At 59.2% G+C, this 26,702-nt stretch carries 20 protein-coding genes; 6 read left to right on the forward strand and 14 right to left on the reverse strand.

Features of this window, described 5'->3' with window-relative positions; genetic code table 11:
- Positions 1 to 32: 32 nt before the first annotated feature.
- Together RLW55_RS16125 and RLW55_RS16130 are read left to right on the forward strand one after the other, a co-directional pair.
- Positions 33 to 914 (forward strand): HlyD family efflux transporter periplasmic adaptor subunit, encoded by an 882-nt coding sequence (locus RLW55_RS16125; RefSeq protein WP_409559786.1) that lies wholly within the window; start codon positions 33 to 35, stop codon positions 912 to 914.
- Positions 901 to 2,451 carry a DHA2 family efflux MFS transporter permease subunit gene (locus RLW55_RS16130; RefSeq protein WP_423414725.1) on the forward strand — a complete coding sequence of 517 codons (1,551 nt, stop codon included), beginning with the start codon at positions 901 to 903 and terminating at the stop codon, positions 2,449 to 2,451. The genes RLW55_RS16125 and RLW55_RS16130 overlap by 14 nt, the downstream gene beginning before the upstream one ends.
- 29 nt (positions 2,452 to 2,480) lie before the next feature.
- Here the strand turns inward: RLW55_RS16130 and betA are convergent, their stop codons facing one another.
- Together betA and betB are read right to left on the reverse strand one after the other, a co-directional pair.
- Entirely contained in the window at positions 2,481 to 4,142 is a 1,662-nt protein-coding gene (gene betA, locus RLW55_RS16135; protein WP_423414726.1) for a choline dehydrogenase, read from the reverse strand.
- A gap of 45 nt (positions 4,143 to 4,187) precedes the next feature.
- On the reverse strand, positions 4,188 to 5,648 hold the full coding sequence (betB, locus tag RLW55_RS16140; protein ID WP_423414727.1) for a betaine-aldehyde dehydrogenase: 1,461 nt from the start codon (positions 5,646 to 5,648) through the stop codon (positions 4,188 to 4,190).
- Positions 5,649 to 6,060: 412 nt separating this feature from the next.
- Between betB and RLW55_RS16145 the strand changes: the two genes are divergently transcribed.
- The 4 genes from RLW55_RS16145 to choV all read left to right on the forward strand — a co-directional run bounded on the left by RLW55_RS16145 (position 6,061) and on the right by choV (position 10,444).
- The gene (locus RLW55_RS16145; protein ID WP_423414728.1) at positions 6,061 to 7,107 is read left to right on the forward strand and encodes a GlxA family transcriptional regulator; all 1,047 of its coding nucleotides are present in this window, start codon (positions 6,061 to 6,063) and stop codon (positions 7,105 to 7,107) included.
- Between the two features lie 269 nt (positions 7,108 to 7,376).
- Complete coding sequence (choX, locus tag RLW55_RS16150; RefSeq protein ID WP_409559782.1) at positions 7,377 to 8,306, forward strand: choline ABC transporter substrate-binding protein; 930 nt, start codon at positions 7,377 to 7,379, stop codon at positions 8,304 to 8,306.
- Between the two features lie 96 nt (positions 8,307 to 8,402).
- The gene (choW, locus tag RLW55_RS16155; RefSeq protein ID WP_423416423.1) at positions 8,403 to 9,257 is read left to right on the forward strand and encodes a choline ABC transporter permease subunit; all 855 of its coding nucleotides are present in this window, start codon (positions 8,403 to 8,405) and stop codon (positions 9,255 to 9,257) included.
- Positions 9,254 to 10,444 (forward strand): choline ABC transporter ATP-binding protein, encoded by a 1,191-nt coding sequence (choV, locus tag RLW55_RS16160; protein WP_423414729.1) that lies wholly within the window; start codon positions 9,254 to 9,256, stop codon positions 10,442 to 10,444. Before choW ends, choV begins: the two co-directional genes overlap by 4 nt.
- Positions 10,445 to 10,476: 32 nt before the next feature.
- On the opposite strand, the gene RLW55_RS16165 is transcribed toward choV, so the two are convergent.
- The 12 genes from RLW55_RS16165 to RLW55_RS16220 all read right to left on the reverse strand — a co-directional run bounded on the left by RLW55_RS16165 (position 10,477) and on the right by RLW55_RS16220 (position 26,102).
- Positions 10,477 to 11,589 (reverse strand): FAD-binding oxidoreductase, encoded by a 1,113-nt coding sequence (locus tag RLW55_RS16165; RefSeq protein ID WP_423414730.1) that lies wholly within the window; start codon positions 11,587 to 11,589, stop codon positions 10,477 to 10,479.
- Positions 11,590 to 11,594: 5 nt separating this feature from the next.
- The gene (locus RLW55_RS16170; protein WP_423414731.1) at positions 11,595 to 12,875 is read right to left on the reverse strand and encodes an aromatic ring-hydroxylating oxygenase subunit alpha; all 1,281 of its coding nucleotides are present in this window, start codon (positions 12,873 to 12,875) and stop codon (positions 11,595 to 11,597) included.
- A gap of 27 nt (positions 12,876 to 12,902) precedes the next feature.
- Positions 12,903 to 13,595, reverse strand: coding sequence for a hypothetical protein (locus RLW55_RS16175; RefSeq protein ID WP_423414732.1), 693 nt, complete (start codon positions 13,593 to 13,595; stop codon positions 12,903 to 12,905).
- 89 nt (positions 13,596 to 13,684) lie between these two features.
- Positions 13,685 to 14,809 (reverse strand): electron transfer flavoprotein subunit alpha/FixB family protein, encoded by a 1,125-nt coding sequence (locus RLW55_RS16180; RefSeq protein ID WP_423414733.1) that lies wholly within the window; start codon positions 14,807 to 14,809, stop codon positions 13,685 to 13,687.
- A complete protein-coding gene (locus tag RLW55_RS16185) occupies positions 14,806 to 16,689 on the reverse strand; it encodes a (Fe-S)-binding protein (protein WP_423416424.1) in 1,884 nt (627 codons plus the stop codon). Before RLW55_RS16185 ends, RLW55_RS16180 begins: the two co-directional genes overlap by 4 nt.
- A complete protein-coding gene (locus RLW55_RS16190) occupies positions 16,689 to 18,755 on the reverse strand; it encodes an FAD-dependent oxidoreductase (protein WP_423414734.1) in 2,067 nt (688 codons plus the stop codon). Before RLW55_RS16190 ends, RLW55_RS16185 begins: the two co-directional genes overlap by 1 nt.
- 25 nt (positions 18,756 to 18,780) lie before the next feature.
- The gene (locus tag RLW55_RS16195) at positions 18,781 to 20,178 is read right to left on the reverse strand and encodes an L-serine ammonia-lyase (protein WP_423414735.1); all 1,398 of its coding nucleotides are present in this window, start codon (positions 20,176 to 20,178) and stop codon (positions 18,781 to 18,783) included.
- Entirely contained in the window at positions 20,175 to 20,807 is a 633-nt protein-coding gene (locus tag RLW55_RS16200; RefSeq protein WP_423414736.1) for a sarcosine oxidase subunit gamma, read from the reverse strand. Before RLW55_RS16200 ends, RLW55_RS16195 begins: the two co-directional genes overlap by 4 nt.
- Positions 20,800 to 23,847, reverse strand: a complete 3,048-nt coding sequence (locus RLW55_RS16205; RefSeq protein ID WP_423414737.1) for a sarcosine oxidase subunit alpha family protein — start codon at positions 23,845 to 23,847, stop codon at positions 20,800 to 20,802. The genes RLW55_RS16200 and RLW55_RS16205 overlap by 8 nt, the downstream gene beginning before the upstream one ends.
- A complete protein-coding gene (locus RLW55_RS16210; RefSeq protein WP_409563212.1) occupies positions 23,844 to 24,143 on the reverse strand; it encodes a sarcosine oxidase subunit delta in 300 nt (99 codons plus the stop codon). The genes RLW55_RS16205 and RLW55_RS16210 overlap by 4 nt, the downstream gene beginning before the upstream one ends.
- 14 nt (positions 24,144 to 24,157) lie before the next feature.
- Positions 24,158 to 25,411: a sarcosine oxidase subunit beta family protein gene (locus RLW55_RS16215; protein WP_423414738.1), complete on the reverse strand. Its 1,254-nt coding sequence runs from the start codon at positions 25,409 to 25,411 to the stop codon at positions 24,158 to 24,160.
- A gap of 202 nt (positions 25,412 to 25,613) precedes the next feature.
- Positions 25,614 to 26,102, reverse strand: coding sequence for a hypothetical protein (locus RLW55_RS16220; protein WP_414462600.1), 489 nt, complete (start codon positions 26,100 to 26,102; stop codon positions 25,614 to 25,616).
- Positions 26,103 to 26,702: the final 600 nt, after the last annotated feature.

A 26,702-nucleotide genomic window follows, 5' to 3' on the forward strand; every position in this document is an offset into this window, starting at 1 on the left:
AGTTGCAGCCTTCGAATAAACGGAAGAAGCCGATGCAAGAGCGATTGCCAGAAAAAAAACCACCGGCCAACGGTGGCCAGGTCACGCCTTCCGATAAAAAGCCGCTGCTTTCGAAGCGGGGCATAGGCCTTCTTGGCATTGTCTGCCTACTCGCCCTCATCGCTGCCGGCTACGCGTATTGGCAGCACGAAACGCTCTATCCATCGACGGACAACGCCCAGGTCGAAGCCAACATCATCCAGATCACGCCGTTGGTGACAGGCCTCATCATGGACGTGAAAGTCAAGGAATTCTCGACCGTCCAACAAGGCGACGTTCTGGTCGAACTCAATCAAGCGCCCTTCCGCGCCACCCTTAAACGCGCTGAAATTCGCCGCGACATCGCCAAGCAGCAAGCCGCCCAGGCGACAGGCTCCCAGGCCGCGGCCGCCAAAGGCAATGCTGAAGAGGCCGATATCGCCGTTGCCGAAGCCAATGCTGAACTTTCGCACGCGACGATCAAGGCGCCGGTCGACGGCACGGTCGGCAAAGTCCGCATCCAACCCGGCGAGGTCGCGAAAGCCGGCGTACCGCTCTTCCCGCTCGTCGATACTTCGACGTGGTGGGTCGATGCGAATTTCAAGGAAACCGACCTTGCCCGCATCAAGCCCGGCCAAACGGCGTCTGTCTGGCTTGACAGCGATTCGTCGAAGAAGTTGACCGGGAAGGTCGAAGCCGTGAGCCGCGCTAGCGCCTCGGCATTCTCGCTGATGCCTTCGGAAAATGCGACGGGGAGCTGGGTCAAGGTCGTCCAGCGCTTTCCCGTCAGGATCGCGCTTACGGTCGAACCTGGCGACCTGCCGCTCGGCGTCGGCGCGTCTGCGTCTGTAACCATCGACACCACGTCCGATGGAGCGGGTAGTGCCACCAAATAATCAGGCCGTGGCCCCAGCCGACGCCCCCGCGGGACCGAGCAGGCTGCTGAGTTCGCTCGCGGTGCTGCTGGCGGTGCTGATGGTCATTCTCGACATGACCATCGTCAATGTCGCCCTGCCCGACATGATGGGCACTCTTGGAGCGACGCCCGATCAGATCACCTGGGTTTTAACGTCCTACATCGTCGCCGAAGCCATCGTCATTCCGATGAGCGGCTTTCTCGCTGAGCGCTTCGGCCGAAAACGCGTGCTGACAGTCAGCGTCGCAGGCTTCGTCGTGTCCTCGATGCTCTGCGGCCAATCGCATTCACTGATTCAGATGGTCATCTTCCGCTTGCTTCAGGGTGCATTCGGGGCAAGCGTCGTCCCTCTCTCACAAGCGACGATGGTCGACAGTTTCGAGCCGGAGAAGCGCGGCAAGGCCATGGCGATCTGGGGTATCGGCGTCCTGCTCGGCCCGATCATGGGGCCAACGGTCGGCGGCTTCATCACCGACCACCTCGGTTGGCAATGGGTGTTTTACGTCAACCTTCCCATCGGCATCATCAACCTGCTTCTAATCGCAGCCTACATCAAAGCGACGCCCCATTCGGGATCGCCGATCGATTGGCTCGGCGCTGCGCTCCTGGCAATCGGTGTCGGCAGCCTGCAGATGCTGCTCGACCGCGGCAACAGCGAAGGCTGGTTTGCATCGCAGATGATCGTCAGCCTCGCGCTCCTATCCTTCGCATGCCTAACCTGGTTCACGGTTCGCAGCTTCAATCGGCCGGACGCTATCCTGAAGCTCAATCTCCTGCGAGATCGCAATCTCGCGACGTCGACGTTCCTGATCATGGCGTTCGGTGTCGGCATGCTGAGCACCATCGCGCTGCAGCCCCTGTTCCTGGAACATTTGCTCGGCTATCCGGCAAGCACCGCCGGTCTGGTGATGGCGCCGCGCGGTATCGCCGTCGCCATTGGCATGGTCGTGGTCGCAACGCTGATCCAGCACATCGATTCCCGCTGGCTGGTATTCGTCGGACTGACACTGTCCGCCGCCGGAACCTACGTGACGACGACATATAACCTCGACGTCGATCGCTTCTGGATTATCGCGCCGAGCATCGTCCAAGGCATCGGCATGGGCATGATCTTCGTGCCACTCTCGACACTCGCCTATCAAACGCTACCGAAAAACGCTTCGGATCAGGCCGCGAGCATCTTCAACATCGCACGTACGATTGGCGGCTCGCTGGGCATCGCGATAGGCGCAACGATTCTGACGCGCGCGACGCACGAGAACCTTCAGACCCTCTCGGCCGGGATCAATCCCTACAATCCCGCCCTGCACATGTGGCTTAACTCGACGGGACTGTCGCCAACCGATCCGCGTGCGATGCAGATTCTGGGCTATGAGTTGACACGCCAATCGACAATGATCGGCTTCATCGAAGCCTTTGGCTTCGTAACGCTGAGCTTCCTGTTGCTTATTCCATTCGTGCTGTTGCTGCGGCAAACCGGGGCCGCTTCACCCTTCGGGGACGTCGGCAAGCACTAGGGCGCTTGCCGAGCTTTCAGCACCCTGGCTTATCGCTGCTGTGTCTGATAGTTCGGATTGAACCACACCGGCACCTCTTCCGCCGGCAGCGGCGGCCGTCCACGGATTGCATCCGCCAGCTTCTCGGCCATCATGATGGTCGGTACGTTGAGGTTACCACTGACGACATCCGGCATGATCGACGCATCGACCACCCGCAAGGCTTCGACCCCATAAACCTTGCCCGTGCCATCAACGACAGCCATCTCGTCTGTTCCCATCCGGCACGAGCATGACGGATGATAGGCGCTTTCGGCCTTCGCGCGAATGAAGGCGTCGATGGCGGCGTCACTCGTTTCGGATGGCCCCGGCGCCAATTCGGCGCCACGGTACTGGTCGAATGCTTGCTGCGAAAAGATCTCGCGCGTCAAACGGATGCCGGCCCGCATCTCCTTTCGGTCCTGCTCCGTCTGCATGTAATTGAAGAGTACTCTCGGATACTCGCGCGGATCGGCTGATTTAAGCCTCACATAGCCCCGGCTCGTCGGCCGCATCGGCCCGATATGCGCCTGGAAGCCATGCCCCTTCGCCGCCGATGTTCCGTCGTAGCTGATGGCCATAGGAAAGAAGTGATATTGCAGATCGGGATGCAAAACGCCGGCGTCACTGCGGATAAAGCCGCCGGACTCGAAATGGTTCGTCGCCCCTAGGCCCTTCCCCGTCAGCAGCCACTCGATGCCGATCTTCAATTTTGCCAGCGGATTATTGGCGCTGTAAATCGAAACCGGCTTGGTGCATTCGTACTGGACGTAGGCCTCGATGTGATCCTGCAGGTTTTCGCCAACGCCGGGCAGATCCTGCACGACCGGAATGCCGTGTTTCTTCAATTCATCCGCATTGCCAATACCCGACAGCATCAAGATTTGCGGTGAATTGATCGCGCCGCCGCTGACGATCACCTCGCGCGTTGCGCGAGCCGACTGCAGATTGCCGCCATGGCTGAACTCGACGCCGACGGCACGAGGTCCCTCAAAGAGGATGCGCGTGACGAGCGTTTTCGCCTTGAGTTCAACGCCGCCACGCTTCTGCGCTGGACGCAGAAACGCCTGAGCGGCACTCCAGCGACGGCCTTTGTAGACCGTCATATCCATGCGGCCGAGGCCTTCCTGCTGGTAACCGTTCATATCCTCGGTCACCGGATAGCCCGCCTGTCGGCCGGCCTCAATGAAGGTATCGTAAAGCGGGTTCGTGCATGGCGCCGTCGTCACATAAAGCGGCCCGGAATTGCCGCGATACTTATCGCCGCCCTTGAGCCGCGTCTCGGCCTTCTTGAAGTACGGCAGACAGTTGAAATACGACCAGTCCTGCAAGCCCTGATGACGCGCCCAAGCATCGTAATCGAAGGCATGACCTCGAATATAGATCATGCCGTTGATAGACGACGAGCCACCGACGACGCGTCCACGCGGACAGTACATCCGCCGATTATCGAGATAAGGCTCCGGCTCCGACTCGTACCACCAGTTGTATTTCGTGCCGGCCAGCGGATAGGCGAACGCCGACGGCATATGAATGAAAATGCTGTTGTCTTGCGGCCCGGCTTCGAGAACGAGAACGCGAACCCCTTCGTCTTCCGTCAGGCGGTTGGCGAGGACGCATCCCGCCGACCCGGCACCGACGATGATGTAGTCGAAGTCTTGGGTTTTGCTCATCGTTACTTGGACCTCAGTCTTTCTGTCTTAATATCTGAAGATGCGTCATTCGTATGGGCACTGCACATCGCCCAGTTCCACATAGATGCTCTTCAACTGCGTATAGTGCTCGATGGCTGCCTGGCCGTTCTCGTGGCCGAAGCCCGACTCCTTGATGCCGCCGAACGGCATCTCGACCGGCGTGATATTGTAGTTGTTGATCCAGCAGATGCCCGCTTCTAGGCGCGCTGCGACGCGATGCGCGCGTGCAAGATCGCGCGTAAAAAGCCCAGCGGCCAATCCAAAGCGCGTCGCATTCGCACGCGCTATGACATCGTCCTCCTCGCGGAACCGCAAAACCGACATGACCGGACCGAAGATTTCTTCTCGCACAATGCTCATCTCGTCCGTGCACTCGGTGAAAACGGCCGGACGCACATAGTTGCCGCGATCGAGTGGAGCCTCATCAACTCGTTCGCCACCGTAGCAGAGCCGTGCCCCTTCCGCCTTTCCGGCCTCGATGAAACTCAAGACCCGTTCCATATGAGGCCGCGAAATCAACGCCCCCACTTGTGTTTCGGGATCGAGCGGCAAACCGATGCGCAGCTTTTTCGTCCGCTCCACCATCATATCGACGAAGGCATCGTAGATGTCGTCGTGGACGAACACGCGCGTGCAGTTCGTGCAGATTTCGCCCTGCGTGTAAAAATTGCCGAGCATTGCCGCGGAAACGGCCTGCCGAAGATCAGCGTCCTGGAACACAAGAAGTGCCGACTTGCCGCTGAGCTCCATCGTTGTACGCTTCAAAGTAGCGGCCGCCGCAGCGACGATCTTCTTGCCAGTGCCCACCGAACCGGTCAGCGAGATTTTCGCAACGCGCGGATCTGTCGTCAGCATTGAACCGGTGCGGGCGTCTCCGTGCAAAACGTTGAAGACGCCGTCTGGCAACCCTGCTTCCGTGTAGATCTCGGCAAGCTTGGCCGAGGTCGTCGGCGTCATCTCCGACGTCTTGAAGATCATCGCATTGCCGCATGCCAGCGCCGGCGCCGACTTCCAGCACGCAATCTGGATCGGATAGTTCCATGACCCGATACCGACACAAATTCCTATCGGTTCGCGGCGGGTATAAACGAACGCATTATTCAGTGCGATCTGCTCGCCGTGCAACGTGGCCGCCACCCCGGCGAAATATTCGATGCAATCGGCACCGCTGACGATATCGACGACTTCCGCTTCTTGAATTGGCTTGCCGGTGTCACGAACCTCGATCTCGGCCAACTCGCGATTGCGGTCGCGAAGAATCCGCGCCGCCTTGTTCAGAACGCGCCCACGCTCCGCACCAGACATGCCGGACCAGCGAGCGAGCCCTTCTTTTGCCGATTGCAGCGCAGCATCGATTTCAGGCGCAAGCGCGATCTCGACCTGTGAAATCAACTCGCTCGTCGCCGGATCGACATTCGCGAACGTCTCCCCGTCCGATGCCGCAATAAAACGGCCCCCGATATAGTTTTGGAGAACTTTCGCCATCGACCACACTCATTGAATTTGCCCATGCTGCAAACCGAGCGCGGCACCCTTCGTTCGCAGCAACTTTCGGCGCCAAAGCCTGCGCCGATCACCCATCACGCTATGCCGGTCCAGAGGCCTGAAAGCATTGTCAGATACGACACAAATGTTATCCCCCGCGACAGTCCAAACCGCGCTGGAAGACCGACGAAAGTCGAACGATCTCGCGCTGCAACCGCCTTCTTTTGCAGCACCGAAAGCCTGTTTCTGCGGCAGGAATTGAACTTTCTGGAACTTGTCAAAACACGGCGCGATGCTAAGATTTTCTCATGATCTGCTCGATGTCATAGTCAGGCGTAACGATTACCCCCGCCTCGGTCTTTGACTAGAAGCGGAGGCCATAGATTTGCGGAGCATCCGGGAGCTTTGCTGCGTGAATGAGGTTCCGTCGAAACTCAGAACGATCCGTCGGATCGGGTTTCTGACACTGAACGAATACACCATGATCGCACTTTCCAGTGCGATCGAGGTTTTGCGAATGGCCAACCGTTTGAGCGGGCAGGACCACTATTCGTGGACCATCCTTTCCGTCGACGGCAAGCCGACATCGTGCAGTAATGGCCTGTCTTTCGCCGACGCTAAAACCTACGATGATGCCGGCGATCTCGATATGGTACTCGTCTGTGGCGGCACGCACGTCGAGCGATACGTCAACGACAAACTCATCAATCTTCTCCGCCGTCTATCGCACGATGGCATCGTGCTTGGTGGCCTGTGCACCGGCACCTACGCGCTCGTGAAATCCGGCCTTCTCGACGGCTACAAATGCACCGTCCATTGGGAAAACATGGCGGGTCTTCGCGAATTCCATCCGCGCGTGCAGTTCCAGGAAGAGCTTTTCGTTATTGACCGCGATCGCGTCACCTGCACAGGCGGAATAGCGCCCGCCGACTTGATGCTCTCCGTTGTGAAAAGCGCATTCGGTAAAACGCTGGTTGCCGATATTTCCAACCAATTCATTCTCGAACGCGTGCGCGACGGGTTCGACCGGCAGCACATCCCGATGGCGGCGCGCCTGGGATACAACAACAGTGCGCTGGTGGACATCGCCGCACTCATGGAAGCCAATTTCGAAGAACCGCTGACAGCCGTCGAATTGGCAAAATTGGCGGGCCTTTCGTTGCGCCAAGTCCAGCGCATGTTCCAGGTTTCGCTCGAAACAACACCGACGAAATACTATTTGCAATTGCGTCTCCGTCGCGCCCGCGAGCTGCTTGTGCAATCGCAAATGTCGATCACGCAGATCGCTATTTCCTGCGGTTTTCAATCGACCTGCCATTTCAGCAAATCATATCGGGCCCTTTACGGACGTACGCCACGCAGCGAACGCCAGCCCCAGACGGTCCCAGCTGAATTCAGCGCGCCGCCGCTGCCACGACAGCGTAAGTCTGTGGTGCGCGCACGCGTCCCCTCGATTTAGATCGACGCTCGCGAACACCGGAAGACCGTCGATTTACGCAGGATCAAATGGACACCCTTCGCGAAAGGAGTGTAGCCTGAGGCGCGTAAGCGCTAGATCGCGTCGCAATTGCAAAAATAGGTAGGCCGCCGCTGCTATTAGCTGGTGGGGTCGCCCTCGCCGGGTGGCGCCTTCAACAGGCAACCGACAGAAGGGCGATCCGATTTCAGATCCCCCAGCAAGCGGACTGTTGTCCATCACGCCTGCCATTGCCAACAACAGGAGTTGTCATGACACGCATAGCGATTGGGGCCACTTTCGCCCTCGTCCTGGCCGCAACCGCGGCGCACGCTGCCGACAGTGCCACTTGCAAAAAAGTCCGATTCGCCGACGTCGGCTGGACCGACATTCAAGTGACGACCGGACTGACCAGCAACATTCTAGAAGCGCTCGGCTATGAGCCCGAGGTCAAGACGCTCTCCGTTCCCGTCACCTACGCCTCGTTGAAAAACAAGGACATCGACGTTTTCCTGGGCAACTGGATGCCCAGCATGACCGCCGACATCAAGCCCTACATCGACGACAAGTCCGTTGAGGTGCTTGGCGTCAACCTCGATAACGCCGGTTACGGTCTCGTCGTCCCCGACTACGTCGCCGATGCAGGCGTCAAAAGCCTTAAAGACCTCGGCACCCATAAAGATCAGTTCGACGGCAAGATCTACGGCATCGAAGCCGGCAATGACGGTAACCGTATCATCAGCACAATGATCGCCAAGCCGGAGAACAACCTCCAGGGCTTCGAATTGGTCGAAAGCTCCGAGGCAGGCATGCTCACCGAAGCCGAAAAGGACATGAAGAAGAAGAAGTGGATTGTCTTCCTCGGCTGGACACCCCACCCGGTCATGGGTGCCATGAAAATCCACTACCTCGACGGCATGGGCGATTCCGGTTTCGGCGCTGCAACCGTCAGCACCAACGTTCGCGCCGGCTACGAAAAAGAATGCCCGAACGTCGCCAAGTTCCTGAAGAACGAAAAATTCAATCTCGCCATGGAAGGCGCTATGATGGAGCCAGTGCTGAAAAGCGGTGCCGATCCGAAGGCGACCGCGCTTGAATGGCTCAAGAAAAATCCTGAAGCCGTAACACCGTGGCTGGCAGACGTAACCACGTTCGATGGTGGCGACCCACAGGCTGCGCTGAAGGCGTACCTCGCAAAGTAGGGGTCCTGTCACTATCCGCCCGGCAAAGGACAGGACGGCTGCTTCACAAGCGGCCGTCCGTCGCCGAATGAAGCTTGAGCACTGGGAATGGCGCAGATGGACCCCGTATCGAAGCTTGTAACTGCCTGGAAAATTCCGGTCGGACAATTCGGCAAAGCGATCTTCGACTTCGTCACCGACTATTTTCAGTGGTTCTTCGATGCCATATCGACGGTTCTCGAGACGTTCGTCGACGGAACGTCCGATTTCCTGCTGCAAATCCCGCCTCTCGTTCTGGCGGTTATTTTCGCCGGTCTCGCCTATTGGCTTCGGCGTTCCGCCGTTCTCGCGGTCGGCGTTTTGATCGGCCTGCTGTTCATTCTGAACCAGGGCTTGTGGAAAGAGACCGTCCAGACGCTTGTACTGGTTTTGTCGGCCACCGCGCTCTCAATGATCATCGGCGTGCCCATCGGAATTTGGGCGGCGCATAAACCTCACGTCTGGCGCATCACGCAGCCTATCCTCGACCTGATGCAGACGATGCCGACCTTCGTCTACCTCATCCCCATTCTGATTCTGTTCGGCCTCGGCGCTGCGCCCGCACTGATCGTCACGATCATTTTCGCCATGCCCGCCCCCGTGCGCATGACGTATCTCGGCCTGACCTCGATCCCAAAGCCAATGCTGGAAGCCGGAGAAAGTTTCGGCGCCACGAAACGCCAACTCTTATGGAAGGTTGAGTTGCCCGCAGCGCTTCCGTCCATCATGGCCGGTCTCACCCAATGCATCATGCTATCGTTGTCGATGGTCGTCTTCGCCACGCTGATCGGCGCACCGAGCCTCGGCAATCCGGTCAACCGCGCGTTGGCCAACCGCAACATTCCGCTGGGCATCGAAGCCGGCCTTGCGATCGTTATCCTCGCCATCATCCTTGATCGCGTCCTTGCCATTAAACCGGAGGTCCGCAAATGAGCGTCGCGGTCGATTTCAAAAACGTCGATATCATCTTCGGCAAGGACGTTGCCCGCACGCTCGCTATGGTCGATGCCGGTGCGACGCGGGCTGAGATCCTTGCCAAAACGGGAGCCGTGCTAGGCGCCGCCGGTGCGAACCTGACTGTCAACGAGGGTGAGATTTCAGTTCTGATGGGCCTGTCCGGCTCCGGGAAATCGACCCTCCTGCGCGCTGTCAACGGCCTTAACAAGGTCTCGCGTGGTTCGCTCCTGGTGAAGGACGGCGACCGCATGGTCGATATCGCAACCTGCGATGCAGCAACCCTTCGCCACATGCGGCAGAACCAGGTCGCGATGGTGTTTCAGCAGTTCGCGCTGCTGCCGTGGCGCACCGTGCGCGAGAATGCTGGCCTTGGCTTGGAGCTGGCAGGCGTCCCGGCCGCCGAACTCAAGGAGCGCGTCGATCGCCAGCTCCATCTCGTCGGGCTCGATAGCTGGGCCGACAAATACGTACACGAACTTTCCGGCGGTATGCAGCAGCGCGTGGGCCTCGCTCGCGCCTTTGCGACAGACGCTCCAATCCTGTTGATGGACGAGCCTTTCTCCGCGCTTGATCCGCTGATCCGCACCAAGCTGCAGGATGAGTTGCTGCAGCTTCAACAGACCATCAAGAAAACGATCATCTTCGTCAGTCACGATCTTGAAGAAGCGCTCAAGATCGGCAACCGCATTACCATCATGGAAAGCGGACGCATCGTACAGTCGGGGACGCCGGAAGACATCGTCCTTAACCCGGCCGACGATTACGTCCGCGACTTCATCGCTAACGTCAATCCGTTGTCCGTGCTGACGGCCTGGAACGTCATGCGCGACAAGCGCGACCTTGAAACAGCCGGCGACAACTGGCTCTGGCTCGACCGGCGGCAAACGACCAAATTTAGGATCGACGGCACGGGCAAAGTTGAAGCCGCCGAATGCCGCGGAAAACAAGCAAGCTGGGTGACGTGCGGCGAAATCGAAGAAACGCCGTCCGACGAGTTCTCACCAGTCTACTGGGCAAGACCCGGTACCAGCCTTAAGACCGTGATCCTCGCGATGCATAAATCGGGCACAGCTCCGGTTGCACTGTTCGATGATGACGACCGCTTCGTCGGTTCGATCGGCGTCCGAGACGTACTGCAGGCCATTCTGCGCCGTTCAGATTGATTTTCCGGCGGAGGCGCTGCCCGCGACCTCAGTTATTTTTCGATCGTTACATCACTGAGCGGCTTGCTGCAGCAGATCAGGATCATGCCGGCATCGATTTCGCGTTGGCGAATGCCGCCCCCGTGCGTCATGACCACCTGACCGTCGGTCTTCTTGCTTTTGCAGGTGCCGCAAACACCTTTGCTGCACGAAAACGGCAGACGCAGGCCAGCGGCCTTCGCCGCTTCGAGAATGAATTGATCGGGACGGCAATCAATTGTGCGACCCGACTTGGTGAACTCAATTTTGAACCCGACACTTGGCACCGATGCTGCCGCAACGGCCCCCTGCACTTCCTCTTTCTCAACCGAACTTAATCGTTCGAACGAGAAGCTTTCTTCATGATAGCGCGTCATGTCGAAACCGGCGGAGGCCAGCATAGCGCGAATATTCGCCATGTACGCTTCAGGGCCACAGCAAAAGATTTCGCGCTCCGACAGATCCGGTACAATCGACTTCAAGAGCGGCAGCGTCAGAAAGCCTGTCGGCGCGCTCCAGTCGCGTTGCTCGCCGATATTTTCGCAGACGAATGCCGTTCGAAATCGGTTCATCCCATGTGCCATCGTGGCAAGTTCATTGCGGAAAATAATGTCCCGCGGCGTCCGCGCGCTGTGAACGAAAACAACGTCACGATCTTCGCCAAGATCGTAAAACGCACGTGACATCGACATCAACGGCGTGACGCCGGACCCGCCGGATAAGAACAGGTACTTCGGTGCTGCGTGCAACGTGCAACTGAATTCGCCGGAGGGTCCGAAAGCTTTGATGGCAACGCCAGCTTTCAGATTGTCATGGAGCCAGTTCGAAACCTTGCCGCCCGGCACGCGCTTCACGGTAATCGACAGCGTGTCAGGCCGCGTCGGCGATGACGACATCGTATAGCAGCGATTGATCGTCTCACCATCGATCTCGAGTTCGAGGGTGATGAACTGCCCTGGACGAAAACGAAACAGCTTTGCCGTCGGCGTGCGAAACAAGAAGCTTTTGACGTCATGCGTTTCCGCCCGAACATGCGTGCAGACAAGCACATCGTCTTCGTCAGAATTCCACTTGCCCGGCACGGAATCCCACTGCGCCGGACCGAGCCTGTCCTGCATCTCGCTCATGTCGTTCAGGCGCTCGCGGCAAACGGGCTGACGGTCGCCGATTCATGTCCGGTTGCCGTCCGAAGCCGCTGGAAATACCAGGACATGAACTTCTCGACCAGTTCTTCCGTATAAGGCGAATAAGGCCCAGGAACATACGCTGCACTATGCGAACCGATCTGCGTCCTCTCGACGAGCGCTCCATCCTGCATATTGGTCGCGTGCCAAACAGCGCTGAGCGCCTTGGGATCGTAGTCCTGCCCTTCCACGGCATCCTTATGAACAAGCCACTTCGTCCGCAGCAACGTACGTTCCGCATCGATCGGCAGCACGCTGAACGTCACGATGTGATCGCTCATAAAATGGTGCCACGAATTCGGCTGTGTCCAAAACGACAGGCCGCCAAGATTGCGCAGAGAAAGATCGCCGAGCAATTTCTTGCACGCAACCTTGCTGTCGAGCGTCTGGGATTCTCCCGCCTTATCGAGTGGAAGCCGTTCCGTTCGGAACGCCGTCACGCGACTGTCGAGAAACTCCAGTTCGACGGACGGTAATCCGCATGATTCCCACCTTGCATGCTCGCGCGTCGTCAGATCCTTGAACGCGCGCACGTCGTCTGCATTCTCTGGGGACGGCTGATACCCGAATCCGAACTCATAGAGCGAAATCGTAAGTTCCGGATGATTGCCCTTGCAATGGTAGCATTCGCGATTGTTCTCCATCGTGAACTTCCAATTGCCGTTCTCGATGAGATCTTCCTCATACGCGACTTTGCAATCACTAATGCGGTGCGGAAGAATATAGGGTTCCATCTCGCGCCGCATCTGCTCGAAGTCGACAGGCGGATTGTCCGCAAGGCAGACGAAGATCAGCCCAGCAACATTCCCGACGTGGACCATCTTCAGACCGAATTTACTCCGGTCGAAGTCATCGCCCATGTGCTCCGTGTGAATCAGATTGCCACGCAGGTCGTAAGTCCACTGATGGTAAGGACAAACGACATTGCCAACGCTACCCTTGTCTCCATCGCAGAGGCGCGCGCCGCGATGGCGGCACACGTTGTGAAACGCCGTGATCGACATGTCGTCGTCACGAGCCACGACGACTGACGTCTTTCCGATCGGAACTGTGAAATAATCGCCTGGCTCGGGAATGTCAGGCTCGCAGCCGACGTAAATCCACGTCCCGCCGAAAATGACCTCCATATCGAGATCGAAAATTTCCTTGCTCTGATAGAATGACGCTTCCAGGCTATAGCCCGGTCGCCGTCTGGCTATCAGGGACCGCAGTTCATTTGATAATTGCATGTGGTCCTCCCATTGCAGGGGCTCAGCTCAAAAATCAACGAGGCGATGTTCTCTCAGATAATTCAGCACCACTTGTGCTTTATCGACGGATGTCCCCTCAAAAGCGACAACACCGCCTTTCACCTCAGACACGATCGCCGAGAGCAATCGAGCGTGTGCCGCCTTTTTTTCCTGGGCCTTAAGACGCTGGGGATGACGCGGCTCGGCTTCCACTGCCCAGCTTGGCTGGAGCATCACGCTCTCATCCAGACCAGCGCTCGGCAATGGCTCGATTTTTCCGGAAATACGGCGCGCATAGGCATATTTCAAACGCACAGGCGCCAAGGGATGCACGGCGACAATGACCGGCAACGGGCAGGCCACCCGCCGCCTCTGCCCCCTGGGAAGAAACTGGCGGATCGTCGCCTCGCGTCCCGACGCGCCGACTTCAATTTTGATTTCGAGCGCATTTGAGATAATCGGCCGCCCGAGCGTCTCGGCCAGAACATACGGCAACAGACCACTGCCTGCGCCCTGCTCGGCCCGGCTCCCCGTCAGGATGATATCGGAGTTTCTCAACGCCTCACACAGCACCGAAATCGAAACACCGCCGGATGTCCCCTCCAGCACGTCGATCCTGCTGGCTCCGAGGGCCATATAATCCTTGAGTGCGGGTTCTTCTTTTTCTCCGGCGTGAACGATGCGTAAGGCATCGCCGGATAAAGCCTTGCCGACGGCCATGGCAACCGTATCGCCGCGACAGGCGCGCGCCGCACCGCTCACCGGATGGCGACCGGCGGAAACCAGTACCGCGACGGAAACGGGCGCGCTCATACCTGCCCCTCCGGCGTTTCCGACTGAGCTCGTGCTTGCCCGACGCGCGCGATCAAAGCTTGCATCACCTCTTCCGCGTCACCAACCACCGTTAAATCCGCGCGCTTGATTATCGGCGCACCTGGATCGCTGTTGATTGCGATCACGTGACGGCACGCCTTAATGCCCTGCAAATGCTGAACAGCGCCGGAGATGCCAACCGCGATGTAAGTCGTCGCGCTGACGGACTTGCCCGACGCACCGATCTGTTTGCTGCGCGGAAACTTCCCATCATCCACCGCAACGCGACTGGCACCCACCGCCGCATCGAAGCAACCCGCCAGCTTTTCGAGCGTCGCCACGTTGGTCACGCCATTGCCCGCAGAAACGATGAAGTCGGCTTCCTCCAACGCGATGGAACCCGTTTCCGTTGCTTCGAGACCGAGATCGCGGCACACGTCCTTGACGTCGGCAGCCAACGGCACGGACAGAACCTCTCCGGCGCCAATAAAAGGCAGGTTACTATCGACCGCGCCTGCCTGCAGCAGCACGAAACGCGGCAGCGGCGCATCCGCCAGACACCCACCGCCGGACCATCCGACGGCGACGTGCTTGCCGCTGATTTCTGAAACGTGTGTCGCTGCAGAAGCACGAAGCTTCGCAATCAGCCGTCGCCCGAGATCGCCATCACCCAGCGCGTTGTCAGGCATGAAAATGTGCTCTGGCTGATAATCATTGATGAGCGCTTCGACCACACCCTCTTCACGCCGAGGTTCGAAGCGGGCGGCATCGAGATCATCCACGATCACGACCTTATCAGCGCCCAGCGCCGCCGCATTCTCATGAAAGGCACCGAGAATCACGGCAATCACGCCCGTCTCCGACGCCGCGAGAATGGCAGCTGCTGCAATCGCCTCGCGGGCATGGTCGTCGAGCCGTCCTTGATAGGCATGCGCGATGGCCATATGCCAACTTGTGGCGGCGACTTGGGTCCGCAAAGGTTTCGCCCGAGGCGCTTCCGAATTTCGTGAAGCGCCAACGGCGAGGTCCCCCGCACCGGTCTCGCCAAGAACGATCCTACGCAGGCCGTTCGGTCCGATGCGATACGGACGGCGCGGATCAACCCGTTTCGCCCCGCTCATGGCCGTTCCTCCAGCGAAGCTGCGACGAGTTCCGCGATATCGAGCACTTCCGCACGATCGCCAGCCACGCCCTCCAGCATTGCCGTACATTGCGGACAGGCCACAGCCACAACTTCGGCGCCGATAGCGCGAATATCATCCATGCGCATATCCGGAATGCGCAGTTTACCGGGGATGTCGGTCAGCGGCGCACCGCCGCCACCGCCGCAACACCGCGCGCGAAACCCGGAGCGCTCCATCTCTCGAACGGTCGCACCGAGCTTTCGCAGAACCGAGCGCGGCGCTTCGAACTCGCCGTTATAGCGACCGAGATAACAGGGGTCATGATAGGTGAGTGCGCCCGCATCTTGCCGCTCGACCAATTGCAATGCGCCACGCTCCATCAACTCGTCGATCAGAGCGGTGTGGTGTACGACAACGTAACGCCCGCCAAGCGCCGGATATTCGTTGCGAAGACTGTGCAGCACGTGCGGATCTGCCGTCACGATGCGCTTGAAATCGAGCTTGGCCAACGTGGCGATGTTCTTTTGGGCGAGGGATTGAAAGGTTGCTTCATCCCCCAACCGACGCGCCGTATCACCGGTATTCCGCTCATCTTCGCCGAGCACAGCGAAATCCGCGTTAGCAGCTTTCAGAATTTTAACCAGCGAACGAAGCGTTCGCTGATAGCGCATGTCAAATGCGCCCTCCCCGGCGAACAGCAATAGCTCGACCGGCTTCCCAGGTTCAGCCGTCGGCGCGTCGAGGTCAATTGCCCAGTTGTATCTCGTCGTTTTTGCATAGCCGCCTTGCGTATCGGTCTCGCGTAAATTGGCGAGAATCTCCGGCGCCGTCCCAGGGACATCGCCCTGCGTCAGGTTTAAGCTCCGGCGCATGCCGACGATCGCGTCGACATGCTCGATCAACATCGGACATTCCTCGACGCAGGCCCGGCAGGTCGTGCACGACCAAAGCGTTTGCGCCTCGATAAGCTGCGGCACGATCGCGTCGTTCGGCGCACCGCGATGTGCACCGATCGCGATGCCGGGATAGGGACTGCCCGCATAACTCACGTCGCTTCTGCCCGAGAACCCGCAGACGAGATCTTGAATAAGTTTTTTCGGATTGAGCGGTTGTCCCGCAGCAAAGGCCGGACATGCCTGTTCGCATTTTCCACACTGAACACAGGCGTCAAAGCTCAAGAGCTGATTCCAGCGAAAATCACTCGGTGCGTTGACCCCATATTCGCGTTCGTCGAGATGCAACGGCTTGAGAGCAGTTGATCGGACGCCCGAGAACCGCTCAGGCCGCGGATGAAACGCGAGATGCAGAAGACCTGCCACGGCGTGCTTCATCGGCGCCGCAAAGCCGATCCCAAGAACCAGTTCAGCCGAGCCAATAAGCAGAAAAAATATCGCCAGCGTTGCAATCGCAGCCGAAAGCATTCCCGGCGGTACCGCCACGGCAATGAGCAGCCCCAGCGCGAACGCTGCAAGCGTGAACGGCAGGCGATCCCACGCCCCGCGTGACAGACGTGACGGCGGATTCCGCCGCCGTTGCCAAACGCAATAGACGCCGACAAGCATCACGGCGGCGCCCAGAACGATGCCCCAATCGAGAAGCCGCGAATAAATCCCCAGCCCATAATTGACAGCAACTAACCCGATTGCGAGCGCCGCGCCGCCTGCTGTCGCAACATGCGTGTGTGCAATGTGGGGCTCGCGCGCAACGACGTGGTGCAAGTCAACGAAGTAGCGCTTCGGAACGGCAAACAATCCCGACCATGCAACCGCGGCCGGCTGTCCTGCACGCCACAGCACCGCGCGGCGCGTTATACCGAGTGCCAATGTCACCACCGACACCCAAAACAGCACGGTGATAATAGGCGCGACAGACACGATCAGAAATCCTTGCAGAGCCGGAGCGAGTCATAGATCGCCGCGTGGATGTTGTGCATCGACACGCAATCGCCGACGCGGAACAGCACGAAGCGGTCTCCTTCCGTCGAGTCGCTCAGCACAGGTTGCGGCGTGTTGGAATAGAGTGCGTTGAGATCGACCTGACCACGATTGATCGACTTCTCTTTCAGCGACCAGTAAAGCTCCGCGTTCGGCGTTATGCCGTTCTCGATGACGACCTGGTCGACCGCGCGTTCTTCAAGCTCGTCGGTATATTCGTTGCGCAGAACCGCAATCTTCTTGTTGCCCTCCGCATACACACGGTCGAGCCAGAAGTTCGGCGTGGGAATGATACCCTGCGCATACATGCGGCGATAGAAGATCGGAAACGTCGTGCCGCCGACATCGTCGCCGACCTTGACGTCCGGCGTCACGATCTCGACCGTACAGCCGCGGCTCGCGAGAAAATCTGCCGTCCCGAAACCCGCGTGCGTGCTGATCCCGTCATAGACCAGCACGTTCTCGGCAGGCGGCACTTTCTCGGAAAGAATGTCCCAGGCGCTGACGGAGAGCCCTTCAGCGGCACCCCACCCTTCTACCTGCTCGACATGGCTTCGCCCGCCCGTCGCCAGAACAACGATATCCGGCCGCTCGCCGACGATCATTTCGGGCGTTGCCTCGACGCCAAGCCGGCGATCGACGCCAAGCCGCTTGGTTTCGAGATCGAACCAGCGAACAATGCCAGCCATCTGCTCGCGCTGCGGTGCTTTCGATGCAAGATTGATCTGCCCACCGACAGTTTCGTTCCGTTCGAACAAGATGACGTCATGTCCGCGCGACCGCGACACGCGCGCCGCTTCAAGTCCAGCGGGACCCGCGCCAACCACGACAACGCGCCGCTTTGCGCCAGTTGTCGGCGTGATGATGTGAGGCATAGTGGCTTCGCGCGATGTTGCCGCGTTCTGCACGCACAGCGTATCCGATCCCGAATACATGCGATCAATGCAATAGTTGGCGCCCACGCATTGGCGGATCTGATCTTCCCGGCCTTCGCGCACTTTTTTCATGATGTGCGGATCGGCAATATGCGCGCGCGTCATGCCGACGATATCGACCATGCCGTTTGCCAGAATACGCTCGGCCTGTGTGATATCGCGAATGCCCTGCGCATGCAGGATCGGAACCTTCACGACCGACTTGATGCCCGCCGCCAGATGCACAAACGGTTCAGGCGGTAACGCCATCGGCGGCATGCAGTTGGCAAGCGTGTTGTGCGTATCTGCGCCCGAGCCGATGACACTGATGAAATCGATAAGCCCCGTCTCGGACATGGCCTGCGCAATTTCCTTCAGCGTCTCGTGATCAAGGCCGTCGTCATGAAACTCGTCGGCGCACATGCGCATGCCGACACAATAGTCGCGGCCGACAGCTTCACGCACTGTCTGCAGCACCTCGATCCCGAACCGCATACGATTGGTGAGACACCCGCCCCATTCGTCCGTTCGCATGTTGGTGCGTGGTGACCAGAACTGATCAATGAGTTGCTGATGCGCAGCTGAAATCTCAATCCCGTCGAAACCCGACTTCTGCACGCGCTTCGCGGCCGCTGCGAAATCGCCGATGATCCGCCGAATGTCTTCGATCTCGATTGTCTTGGCATTGCCGCGATGCACCGGCTCGCGCACGCCCGACGGGGACACCAGATGCGGCCAGGGGTCGCCTGCGTAAGCGGAACGCCGCCCCATGTGCGTCGCCTGGATCATGATCTTCATGCCATGGCGATGAACCGTGTCTGCCAAACGCGCCATCGGCTCGATCACGCGATCCGTCGTCAGATTGACGGGCCTCCACGCCCCTTGCGGCACGTCGATCGAAACAGGGCTCGACCCGCCGCAGATCGCCATGCCGAGACCGCCCTTGGCCTTCTCTTCGTAATAGCGGATGTAACGGTCGCCGGGCATGCCGCCTGCATCCGCATAGACCTCGGCGTGCGCCGTCGAATAGATGCGGTTCGGCAATGTCAGCTGATTGAGCTTGATCGGGGTGAAGATATGCGGATAAGCCGCCATCGCCTGATCCTTGCACCGCTTCGCGTCAACAATAAACGACCGTCGCGGCGAGGCCGCCAAGCGACGTTTCTTTGTATTTCGATTGCAAATCGTGGCCGGTCTGCCGCATCGTCTCGATCACAGCATCAAGCGAAACGAGGTGGCCGCCGTCATCCATCATTGCGAGGCGCGCGGCATTGATCGCTTTCATCGCGCCCATGCTGTTGCGCTCGATGCATGGTACCTGCACCAGGCCGCCGATCGGATCGCAGGTCATGCCGAGATTGTGTTCCATGCCAATCTCGGCCGCGTTCTCAATCTGCTCTGCCGTGGCACCCATAACGGCGGCAAGTCCGGCGGCCGCCATCGAGCAAGACACACCGATCTCACCCTGGCAGCCCATCTCCGCGGCAGAAATCGAAGCGTTCTTCTTGTAGAGCATGCCGATGCCCGCTGCCGTCAGCAGGAAGGTGACGATATGATCGTCGCGGGCGTCGGCATCAGGCGCCGCATCGCAAAAGCGCGTGTAATAGGCAAGCACCGCCGGAATGACGCCTGCCGAACCATTGGTCGGCGCCGTCACCACGCGCCCGCCCGCCGCGTTCTCTTCGTTGACGGCTATGGCGAAAGCGCTGACCATATCCATCGCGCGAAAATCAGCAGTGAGCTTGCCATCGACATCGCTCGCCTGCCGATAAAGCGCGGGGGCACGACGCTTCACTCTGAGACCGCCAGGCAGAATGCCCTCCGTCGCAAGCCCGCGCTGCAGACAATCGTTCATCACCTGCCAGACTTTCAAAACCTTGCCGCGGGTTGCAGCTTCGTCCTGGTAGGCAAGCTCATTGCGCCAGACGATCTCGGCGATCGTCAGGTTGTGGCGCTGACAGAGCGCGAGAAGCTCCCTCGCACTGCTGAAGGCATAGCGCACCGGCCGATGCGGAACCTCATCCGTGCTGCGACTTGCAATCAGCGCCGCCTTATCGAGAACGGCACCGCCACCGATTGAGAAATAGGTGTTTCGGTAGAGCGAAACGCCAAGCGCGTCGAACGCCTCGATGATCATTCCATTCGGATGCTCGCTGAGCATCTTATCGCGATGGAACAGAAGGTCCGTTTCGGCCGTAAAGGCAATATCGCCTTCACCCCCGAACGCCAAACGTTTCGTTCGCCGGACATCATCGACGCGTTGCGCCAGCGTTGTGGGGTCCGCGTCTTCCGGCGTTTCGCCGAGCAAACCGCCGATGACGGCAAAATCGGTCGCGTGGCCGACGCCCGTCAACGCCAGAGATCCATAAAGATCGACGACAACGCGTTCAACCAAGTGCATCAGGTTCGCCGTCCGAAGCTCCGCGATAAAACTGTTGACTGCGCTCATCGGCCCGACCGTATGCGAGCTTGATGGGCCAATCCCAATGCGAAAAACTTCGAAGACGCTGTAGTTCATCCTGCCACTCCATCCCCGGCGTGGCCCGTTGCCTCGATAGCGGCAATCCCCAGTCCATACGGCGCCGCGGCGCGGGCAAGATAGCGCCAAATATAGTCGGCGAAACTGCGGCGCATTAAAAGGCAGAAGCCATTGCCCGAACGATAGGCATAGACGGATGATTTACCGAACGTCGTCCCGACAACCCGTCCAGGCTGCAAGGCCGCAAAATTGTAAACGCTGGCGTGCTGAAGTACGTCGAGCGCGTTCCGGCCTTGAAGCAGAACCTGCGTGTACCCGCCAGAATTGTCTACGACCTGGCTTCTGATCCCCTGAATACCGGCCTTGAGGGCGGCAATCAACTCACCCAGCCGGGACCGTGCGCAAACGACCATCCACTCATCCGGCGAGATCCACAGCACTTTCACCCCATTAGCCACGGTGAACGTACACGGATCGACCGGAAGCGGAACGCCGATCGCCGTCGACACCTTCTCGACGAAGGCCGGATCTGTGGAGTTGCCCCGCAGGCTGACATAGCCCAGCAGCGGAATTTCATTCGCCCACACACCGCGAACGTCGTCTGCGGGCTGCGCCTGAGCCGCAAGATCGAAAGCATGAAGCGGCGATTGCATGGTCGGCTCAGCCATTCTGCCGTTCTCCCTTTGGATCGACGAAAACGGGTGACACCAGTTTCACTTTGTGCGTCTTGCCGCCTGCATACGCAAACAACGTATCGCGCCCGGCGCTCCGACCGTCGTCCCCTCGCCGGTTGATGCCATCGCGCACGACGGCCATTGCTATCGACCGGCCAAGCTCGGCACTGAAATAGCTCGACGTCACATGACCTAACATCGCAACAGGCGGCGTCACATCAGGTTGCTCGATGATTTGCGCCCCTTCCGCCAGAACTACAGCCGGATCGTCTGTCAGCAAACCGACGAGCTGTTTGCGATTCGGCGCGGCAGTATCGCTGCGCGTAAACGACCGTTTGCCAATAAAGCTGAACGGCTTCTTCATCGACACGGCCCACGCCATGTCGAGATCGAACGGCGTCTGCGAACCGTCCGTATCCTGGCCAACGATGATGAAACCTTTCTCTGCGCGCAGCACGTGCATGGCATCGGTGCCATAGGGCGTGATGCCGAATTCGTCTCCCGCGGCCATCAGCGCTTCCCAGACATGACGGCCATAGCTTGCATCGACATTCACTTCGAATGCCAGTTCGCCCGAAAAGCTGATCCGGAACACGCGGGCCGGAACACCGGCGACCGTCCCTTCGCGCCAGTCCATGAATTTGAACACCGACGGCGAAAGATCGATATCAGTGCAGACCTTCGCCAGAACCTCGCGGCTCTTCGGCCCAACAACGGCGGCTGTCGCCCAATGATCGGTGACCGACGTCATATAGACATCAAGCTCCGGCCACTCGGTCTGGTGCCAGTTCTCCAGCCACGTGAGCACGCGCGCAGCGCCTCCCGTCGTCGTCGTCATCAGGAAGTGATCGTCCGCGACACACGCCGTGACGCCGTCGTCCATCACCATGCCGTTCTCATCGAGCATCAAGCCGTAACGGCACTTGCCCGGCGCGAGCTGCGTCCACGCATTCGCATAGACGCGATTGAGGAATTCGCGGACGTCCTTACCCTGAAGGTCGATCTTGCCGAGTGTCGAGGCATCCATGATGCCGACGCCGCGGCGAGCCGCCAGACATTCCCGACGCACGGCAGCGTCCTGATCTTCGCCGCGATGAAGAAAGTATTGCGGCCGGAGCCACTGCCCAACGTCTTCGAACACCGCGCCGCGCGCCACGTGCGAAGCATGCATCGCCGTCGTGCGCCGCGGTTCGAACGTCTCACCCTCGTTCGCGCCAGCCAGCGTCCCGAACGTTACCGGCGTGTAGGCCGGACGATACGTCGTCGTGCCAACCTCAGGAATGCTTTTGCCGAGCGCGTCCGCTGCGATCGCAAAACCGTTGACGTTCGATAGCTTGCCTTGATCCGTCCCGAACCCCAGGGCCGTATAGCGCTTGATGTGCTCGATCGAGCGATAGTTCTCGCGCACGGCAAGATGAATATCGGCCGCTGACACATCATTTTGGAAATCGACGAACGCCTTCTTGCCATGTCCTTCCGGCTTGCCATCCGGAACACGGAAAATCCGTCGCGCCGGTGTGGCCTCTGGCTCATCGGTTTCCAGGCTCCGCGTTTCGGCGGCCGGCTCCTTGCCAAAGGAGGCAATCAATGCAGCCGTCACTTTTTCGGCTTCCGTCAGGGCCGCCTGCAGTCCGAACGTTCCCGTGATCGCGCCGGCACAATAGATACCAGCAGCGGCACGCCCCGTCGCAGGCGCGACGAACGCCAGCTTGCTCTCGTCCCAATATGGACGGCCGCCGTCATGGCAATAGAGATGCACTGTTGGTGACAAACCGCTGGAGCTTCCCAGCGCATCACACTCGAATGACGCGCCCTGCCCTGCAACGGCGTTGCGGTTGCCATCGAGCTTGACGAGCTGCGCACCCTTGACCGCCTTGGCGCCATGCGCCACCGCAATCCCGCATCCCGGTCGGACATCGACACCTACTGCATGGGCGCGTTGCTCCCAAGTGGTGTTCGGCCGCATTCGCGTATCAGCAAGCACGACCGAGCACCCGGCGCGCGCCAGATCGCAAGCCCCTTGATAGGCGTAATCGTTGCTCGTCTGCAAAAGCACGCGCTTGCCGACCGCGACGCCATAGCGATTGAGATAGGTCGTCAAAGCCGAGGCCGTCAGAATACCCGGCAGATCGTTGTTGCCGAACACCAGCGGCCGCTCGATGGCGCCCGTCGCCAGCAGAATGCGTTCTGCCCGGATGCGATGCAGCCTCTGCCGCGGCGTCGCCTCATCGCGGTCTTTCAACGGCAGATGATCCTGAAGCTGCTCGACAGCCATGATCAGGTTCATGTCATGAAGAGCAAACGCGCTTGTCCGCGTCATGACCTTCACATTGGCGAGGCTCTGCAGCTCGCCGATGACCGCCTTCAGCCACGCGGTCCCCGATTCACCGCCGATGACCGTATTCGGCGATGACAATAGCCATCCGCCCAACTCGTTTTGTTCATCGAGAAGCACGACGTCCAGTCCCGCGCGCCCGGCATCGAGCGCCGCCAGCAATCCACAGGCTCCGCCGCCGACGATGACGACCTGAGCATGGCTGTTACGATGATTGTAGCTTTCGCTATCGGCCTCTTCTGGCGCCGAGCCGTATCCCGCAGCCTGCCGGATGATGTGTTCGAAGCGGGGCCAGAGCTTCTGATTTTGAAACGTCTTGTAGTAGAAGCCTGCGGGCATGAAGCGCGCGAAAGGCCCGCAGAAACTCTTGAGATCGAACTCCAAGGTCGGATAGCCGGTCGTGCGCCGGGCGATCAATTGATCGTACAGCTCAACCTGCGTGGCCTTGAGATTTGGAATCGTCAGCGCGCCAGTCTCGACCTGCGTCAGCGCGTTCGGCTCTTCCGGTCCAGCGCCGACAATGCCGCGTGGCCGCCCGTACTTGAAGCTGCGGCCAATCATGCGCACGCCGTTGGCCAGCAACGCCGAGGCCAGTGTATCGCCAGCATATCCGGTGTAGGACTTGCCATCGAACGAGAACGACAGCGGGCGCTCGAAATCGACACGCGCATTGGCGTGCTTGACGCGATAATCCGTCATTGCGCGCCACCTTCCGCATCATAGGCCTTGCGGCCTTCGGCAAGCGTCCAAGAGCCTGCTATGGTGTTCGTCGCAGTATTGCGCTTCACAACTAAAAACTTCCGGCACCCGGTTGCGTGCGACCACAGCTCCCAATGCCAGCCTTTCGGATTGGTCCGCATGAAGAGGTAGTCGCCCCAGGCTTCATCGCTGACGGTTTCAGGCGTTGACGGGCGAACGCGAAATGCTTCGCCCGCATACCCGAACTCCTCTTCCTCGCGTTTTTCCTGGCAGTGCGGGCAGAACAGAACGAACATCGAATTATCCCGAATTAGTGTGCGACAGCAGCGGCGCCGTGCTCGTCGATGAGATGTCCCGTCGCGAAGCGATCGAGACTGAAAGCCTTGTTGAGCGGATGCGGATCGTCTTTCGCAATCGTGTGTGCGAAGACGTTGCCGGAGCCTGGCGTAGCCTTGAAGCCGCCCGTGCCCCAACCGCAATTGAAGTATAGGCCCTTTACCTTCGTCTTGCTGATGATGGGACAGGCGTCCGGCGTCGTATCGACGATACCACCCCACTGCCTGTTCATCCGAACGCGCGAGAAAATCGGGAACATCTCGATGATCGCCGCCGCGGTGTGCTCGATGATGTGCGGACTGCCGCGCTGCGTATAACTTGTATAGGAATCGATGCCGGCGCCGATGACAAGCTCGCCCTTGTCGGACTGGCTTGCATATCCATGAACCGCATTCGACATGACGACCGTGTCGAGCACGGGCTTCATCGATTCCGATACGAACGCCTGCAGCGGGTGACTTTCGATCGGAAGTCGGATACCGGCCATTTTCGCCAGTACCGATGAATGGCCGGAAGCTACGCAGCCAACCCGTTCGGCTCGGATCGGACCGCGCGTCGTCTCAAGCCCCTGAATGCGGCCGTTGACAATATCCATGCCGACGACTTCGCAATTCTCGACGATGTCGACGCCATACTTGCTGGCCGCTCGCGCAAAGCCCCACGCCACCGCATCGTGGCGCGCGACGCCCGCGCGCGGTTGATAGCTCGCGCCAAGCACGGGGTAACGCGCGATCTTCGACGTATTCAGGATCGGGATCATCCGCTTGACTTCAGCGGTGTCAAGCATTTGCGCGTCAATGCCATTCAGGATGTTCGCATTCACGCGCCGCTCGATGTCGCGCATGTCTTGCAGTGTATGCCCGAGATTGAAGACGCCGCGCTGGCTGAACATCACGTTGAAGTTCAGATCCTCGGTAAGACCTTCCCACAGCTTCAACGCATGCTCGTAGAGCATCGTCGCTTCGTCCCACAAATAGTTGGAACGAACGATCGTCGTGTTGCGCGCCGTGTTACCGCCACCGAGATATCCCTTCTCGATGACGGCGATGTCGCGAATGCCGTGCTCTTTCGCCAGATAGTATGCCGTCGCAAGCCCGTGCCCACCGGCACCAACGATTATGACGTTATAAGAGGGCTTTGGGTCCGCGCTGCGCCACGCCGGATCCCAGCCTTCGTTGTGGCCGAGACCTTTCGCGAAAAGCGACCAGATCGAGTAGTCCTTCTTCATCGCAATTCCCCGACGATATGGCCCGGCGCGAACGTGGCGCGGCTTCTTCGGGCACGAACAGAGAGTTAGACGACCGCGCCGAATATCGGCCTTCCAGGGAAGACGCGAATTTTGCTAATTACGACATGTCACAACGGCTGCCTCGTTCAAAGGTCCAAAGGCTGCCTAACGCATTGAATCGGCTATATATCGCCTATGCGTATTATGCTGCCCGCATCGCCGCGATAAGGGCCACAGTTGGCGCGATCGAAATGTCCGGCCGCCCTGCGAGTTCGAGGTCACAAAAGGCTTTCGTAACGACCTCATGCTCGGTCAGAAATCGTAAGGTCTTGGCATCTTCGGGAGCGCACAGCTGCTCAAGCTCACCATAGCGGGCAATGACCGGCACCAGTTCCTTGCTATAAAGCGCCATGAAGTCGGCCCAGTGCAGGCTGACGTACTTCTGCACATTATTGACGCCCCTCTGCCGGAAGACCTCGCTCTCGGCCGTATCCCCACCGAGCTTCGCCACCAGATCGTGCATCCGGGCCTTGGTCACGACCTCAAGCTCGGCCAGCACCCGCCATTTTTCCGCCCGCTCCGGATCATCGAGAGCCTCGGCAATGCCGCGATAGAGCGCCTCGCCGTAGACTTCGCCCTGGTAGGCGCGCTCGACACGGCTCAGATAATCACCCGATGTGTCGACAGACATGACGACCTGCCCCTCGCCAAACAAATCAAGATCGAAGCCAAGGCTAGAGCTTGAGCGTGCCGGCCTCAAGACGCTTGGCTCGACACGGCTAAGCTCTAAGAGGAAAAAGAAGCCGGTATCATCCAGCGGGTGCCCTGCCGTATCGCCCCGCGCCGATAGCGTCGACGACGAAGGCGAGCACGCTGGCGCTGCAAGAACCGAGCTGTCCGGTCCTTGGTATGTCTCCAAGGGCTAATTTCATAGCCAAATTCATGACCAATTGTCCCTATTGGACATCCAAAGAGACATTTTTATTTGGCTATGAAAATTGAGCTAAATGCTTTCCGGCACACAACAATTTCAACCAAGTATCTTTTCGAACTGGACATCCAAAATACCCCTACGGCCTCCATCTTTATTCATCCCCTCTATTCATCGCGCTTGCCCGACTGGCTCTGTGAATCGAGGGCATCTCCCCACTGGCTCACAAACGTTCGCGGGTTTAGCGAAGCGATCTCCACGTTAAGGTTAATAGCCATCATTGCCGTGTTCGCCCGGCGCAGACGGGTGCTTGATACGGCTTTCCATTTTAACCACATAAGGGCCTGCCGCGACGGTGAG

The organism is Hyphomicrobium sp. B1, from assembly GCF_049532635.1.
Classification (GTDB): domain Bacteria; phylum Pseudomonadota; class Alphaproteobacteria; order Rhizobiales; family Hyphomicrobiaceae; genus Hyphomicrobium_B.

What these genes read in the sequence shown, in the direction of transcription:
- RLW55_RS16200 (WP_423414736.1), bottom strand. Translation starts at nt 20,807, where the DNA reads ATGGCTGAGCCGACCATGCAATCGCCGCTTCATGCTTTCGATCTTGCG.
- RLW55_RS16215 (WP_423414738.1), bottom strand. Translation starts at nt 25,411, where the DNA reads ATGAAGAAGGACTACTCGATCTGGTCGCTTTTCGCGAAAGGTCTCGGC.
- choW (WP_423416423.1), top strand. Translation starts at nt 8,403, where the DNA reads ATGGACCCCGTATCGAAGCTTGTAACTGCCTGGAAAATTCCGGTCGGA.
- RLW55_RS16170 (WP_423414731.1), bottom strand. Translation starts at nt 12,875, where the DNA reads ATGCAATTATCAAATGAACTGCGGTCCCTGATAGCCAGACGGCGACCG.
- RLW55_RS16190 (WP_423414734.1), bottom strand. Translation starts at nt 18,755, where the DNA reads ATGGCGGCTTATCCGCATATCTTCACCCCGATCAAGCTCAATCAGCTG.
- betA (WP_423414726.1), bottom strand. Translation starts at nt 4,142, where the DNA reads ATGAGCAAAACCCAAGACTTCGACTACATCATCGTCGGTGCCGGGTCG.
- betB (WP_423414727.1), bottom strand. Translation starts at nt 5,648, where the DNA reads ATGGCGAAAGTTCTCCAAAACTATATCGGGGGCCGTTTTATTGCGGCA.
- RLW55_RS16195 (WP_423414735.1), bottom strand. Translation starts at nt 20,178, where the DNA reads ATGAACTACAGCGTCTTCGAAGTTTTTCGCATTGGGATTGGCCCATCA.
- RLW55_RS16175 (WP_423414732.1), bottom strand. Translation starts at nt 13,595, where the DNA reads ATGGCCGTCGGCAAGGCTTTATCCGGCGATGCCTTACGCATCGTTCAC.
- choX (WP_409559782.1), top strand. Translation starts at nt 7,377, where the DNA reads ATGACACGCATAGCGATTGGGGCCACTTTCGCCCTCGTCCTGGCCGCA.
- choV (WP_423414729.1), top strand. Translation starts at nt 9,254, where the DNA reads ATGAGCGTCGCGGTCGATTTCAAAAACGTCGATATCATCTTCGGCAAG.
- RLW55_RS16165 (WP_423414730.1), bottom strand. Translation starts at nt 11,589, where the DNA reads ATGAGCGAGATGCAGGACAGGCTCGGTCCGGCGCAGTGGGATTCCGTG.
- RLW55_RS16210 (WP_409563212.1), bottom strand. Translation starts at nt 24,143, where the DNA reads ATGTTCGTTCTGTTCTGCCCGCACTGCCAGGAAAAACGCGAGGAAGAG.
- RLW55_RS16220 (WP_414462600.1), bottom strand. Translation starts at nt 26,102, where the DNA reads ATGTCTGTCGACACATCGGGTGATTATCTGAGCCGTGTCGAGCGCGCC.
- RLW55_RS16205 (WP_423414737.1), bottom strand. Translation starts at nt 23,847, where the DNA reads ATGACGGATTATCGCGTCAAGCACGCCAATGCGCGTGTCGATTTCGAG.
- RLW55_RS16180 (WP_423414733.1), bottom strand. Translation starts at nt 14,809, where the DNA reads ATGAGCGGGGCGAAACGGGTTGATCCGCGCCGTCCGTATCGCATCGGA.
- RLW55_RS16125 (WP_409559786.1), top strand. Translation starts at nt 33, where the DNA reads ATGCAAGAGCGATTGCCAGAAAAAAAACCACCGGCCAACGGTGGCCAG.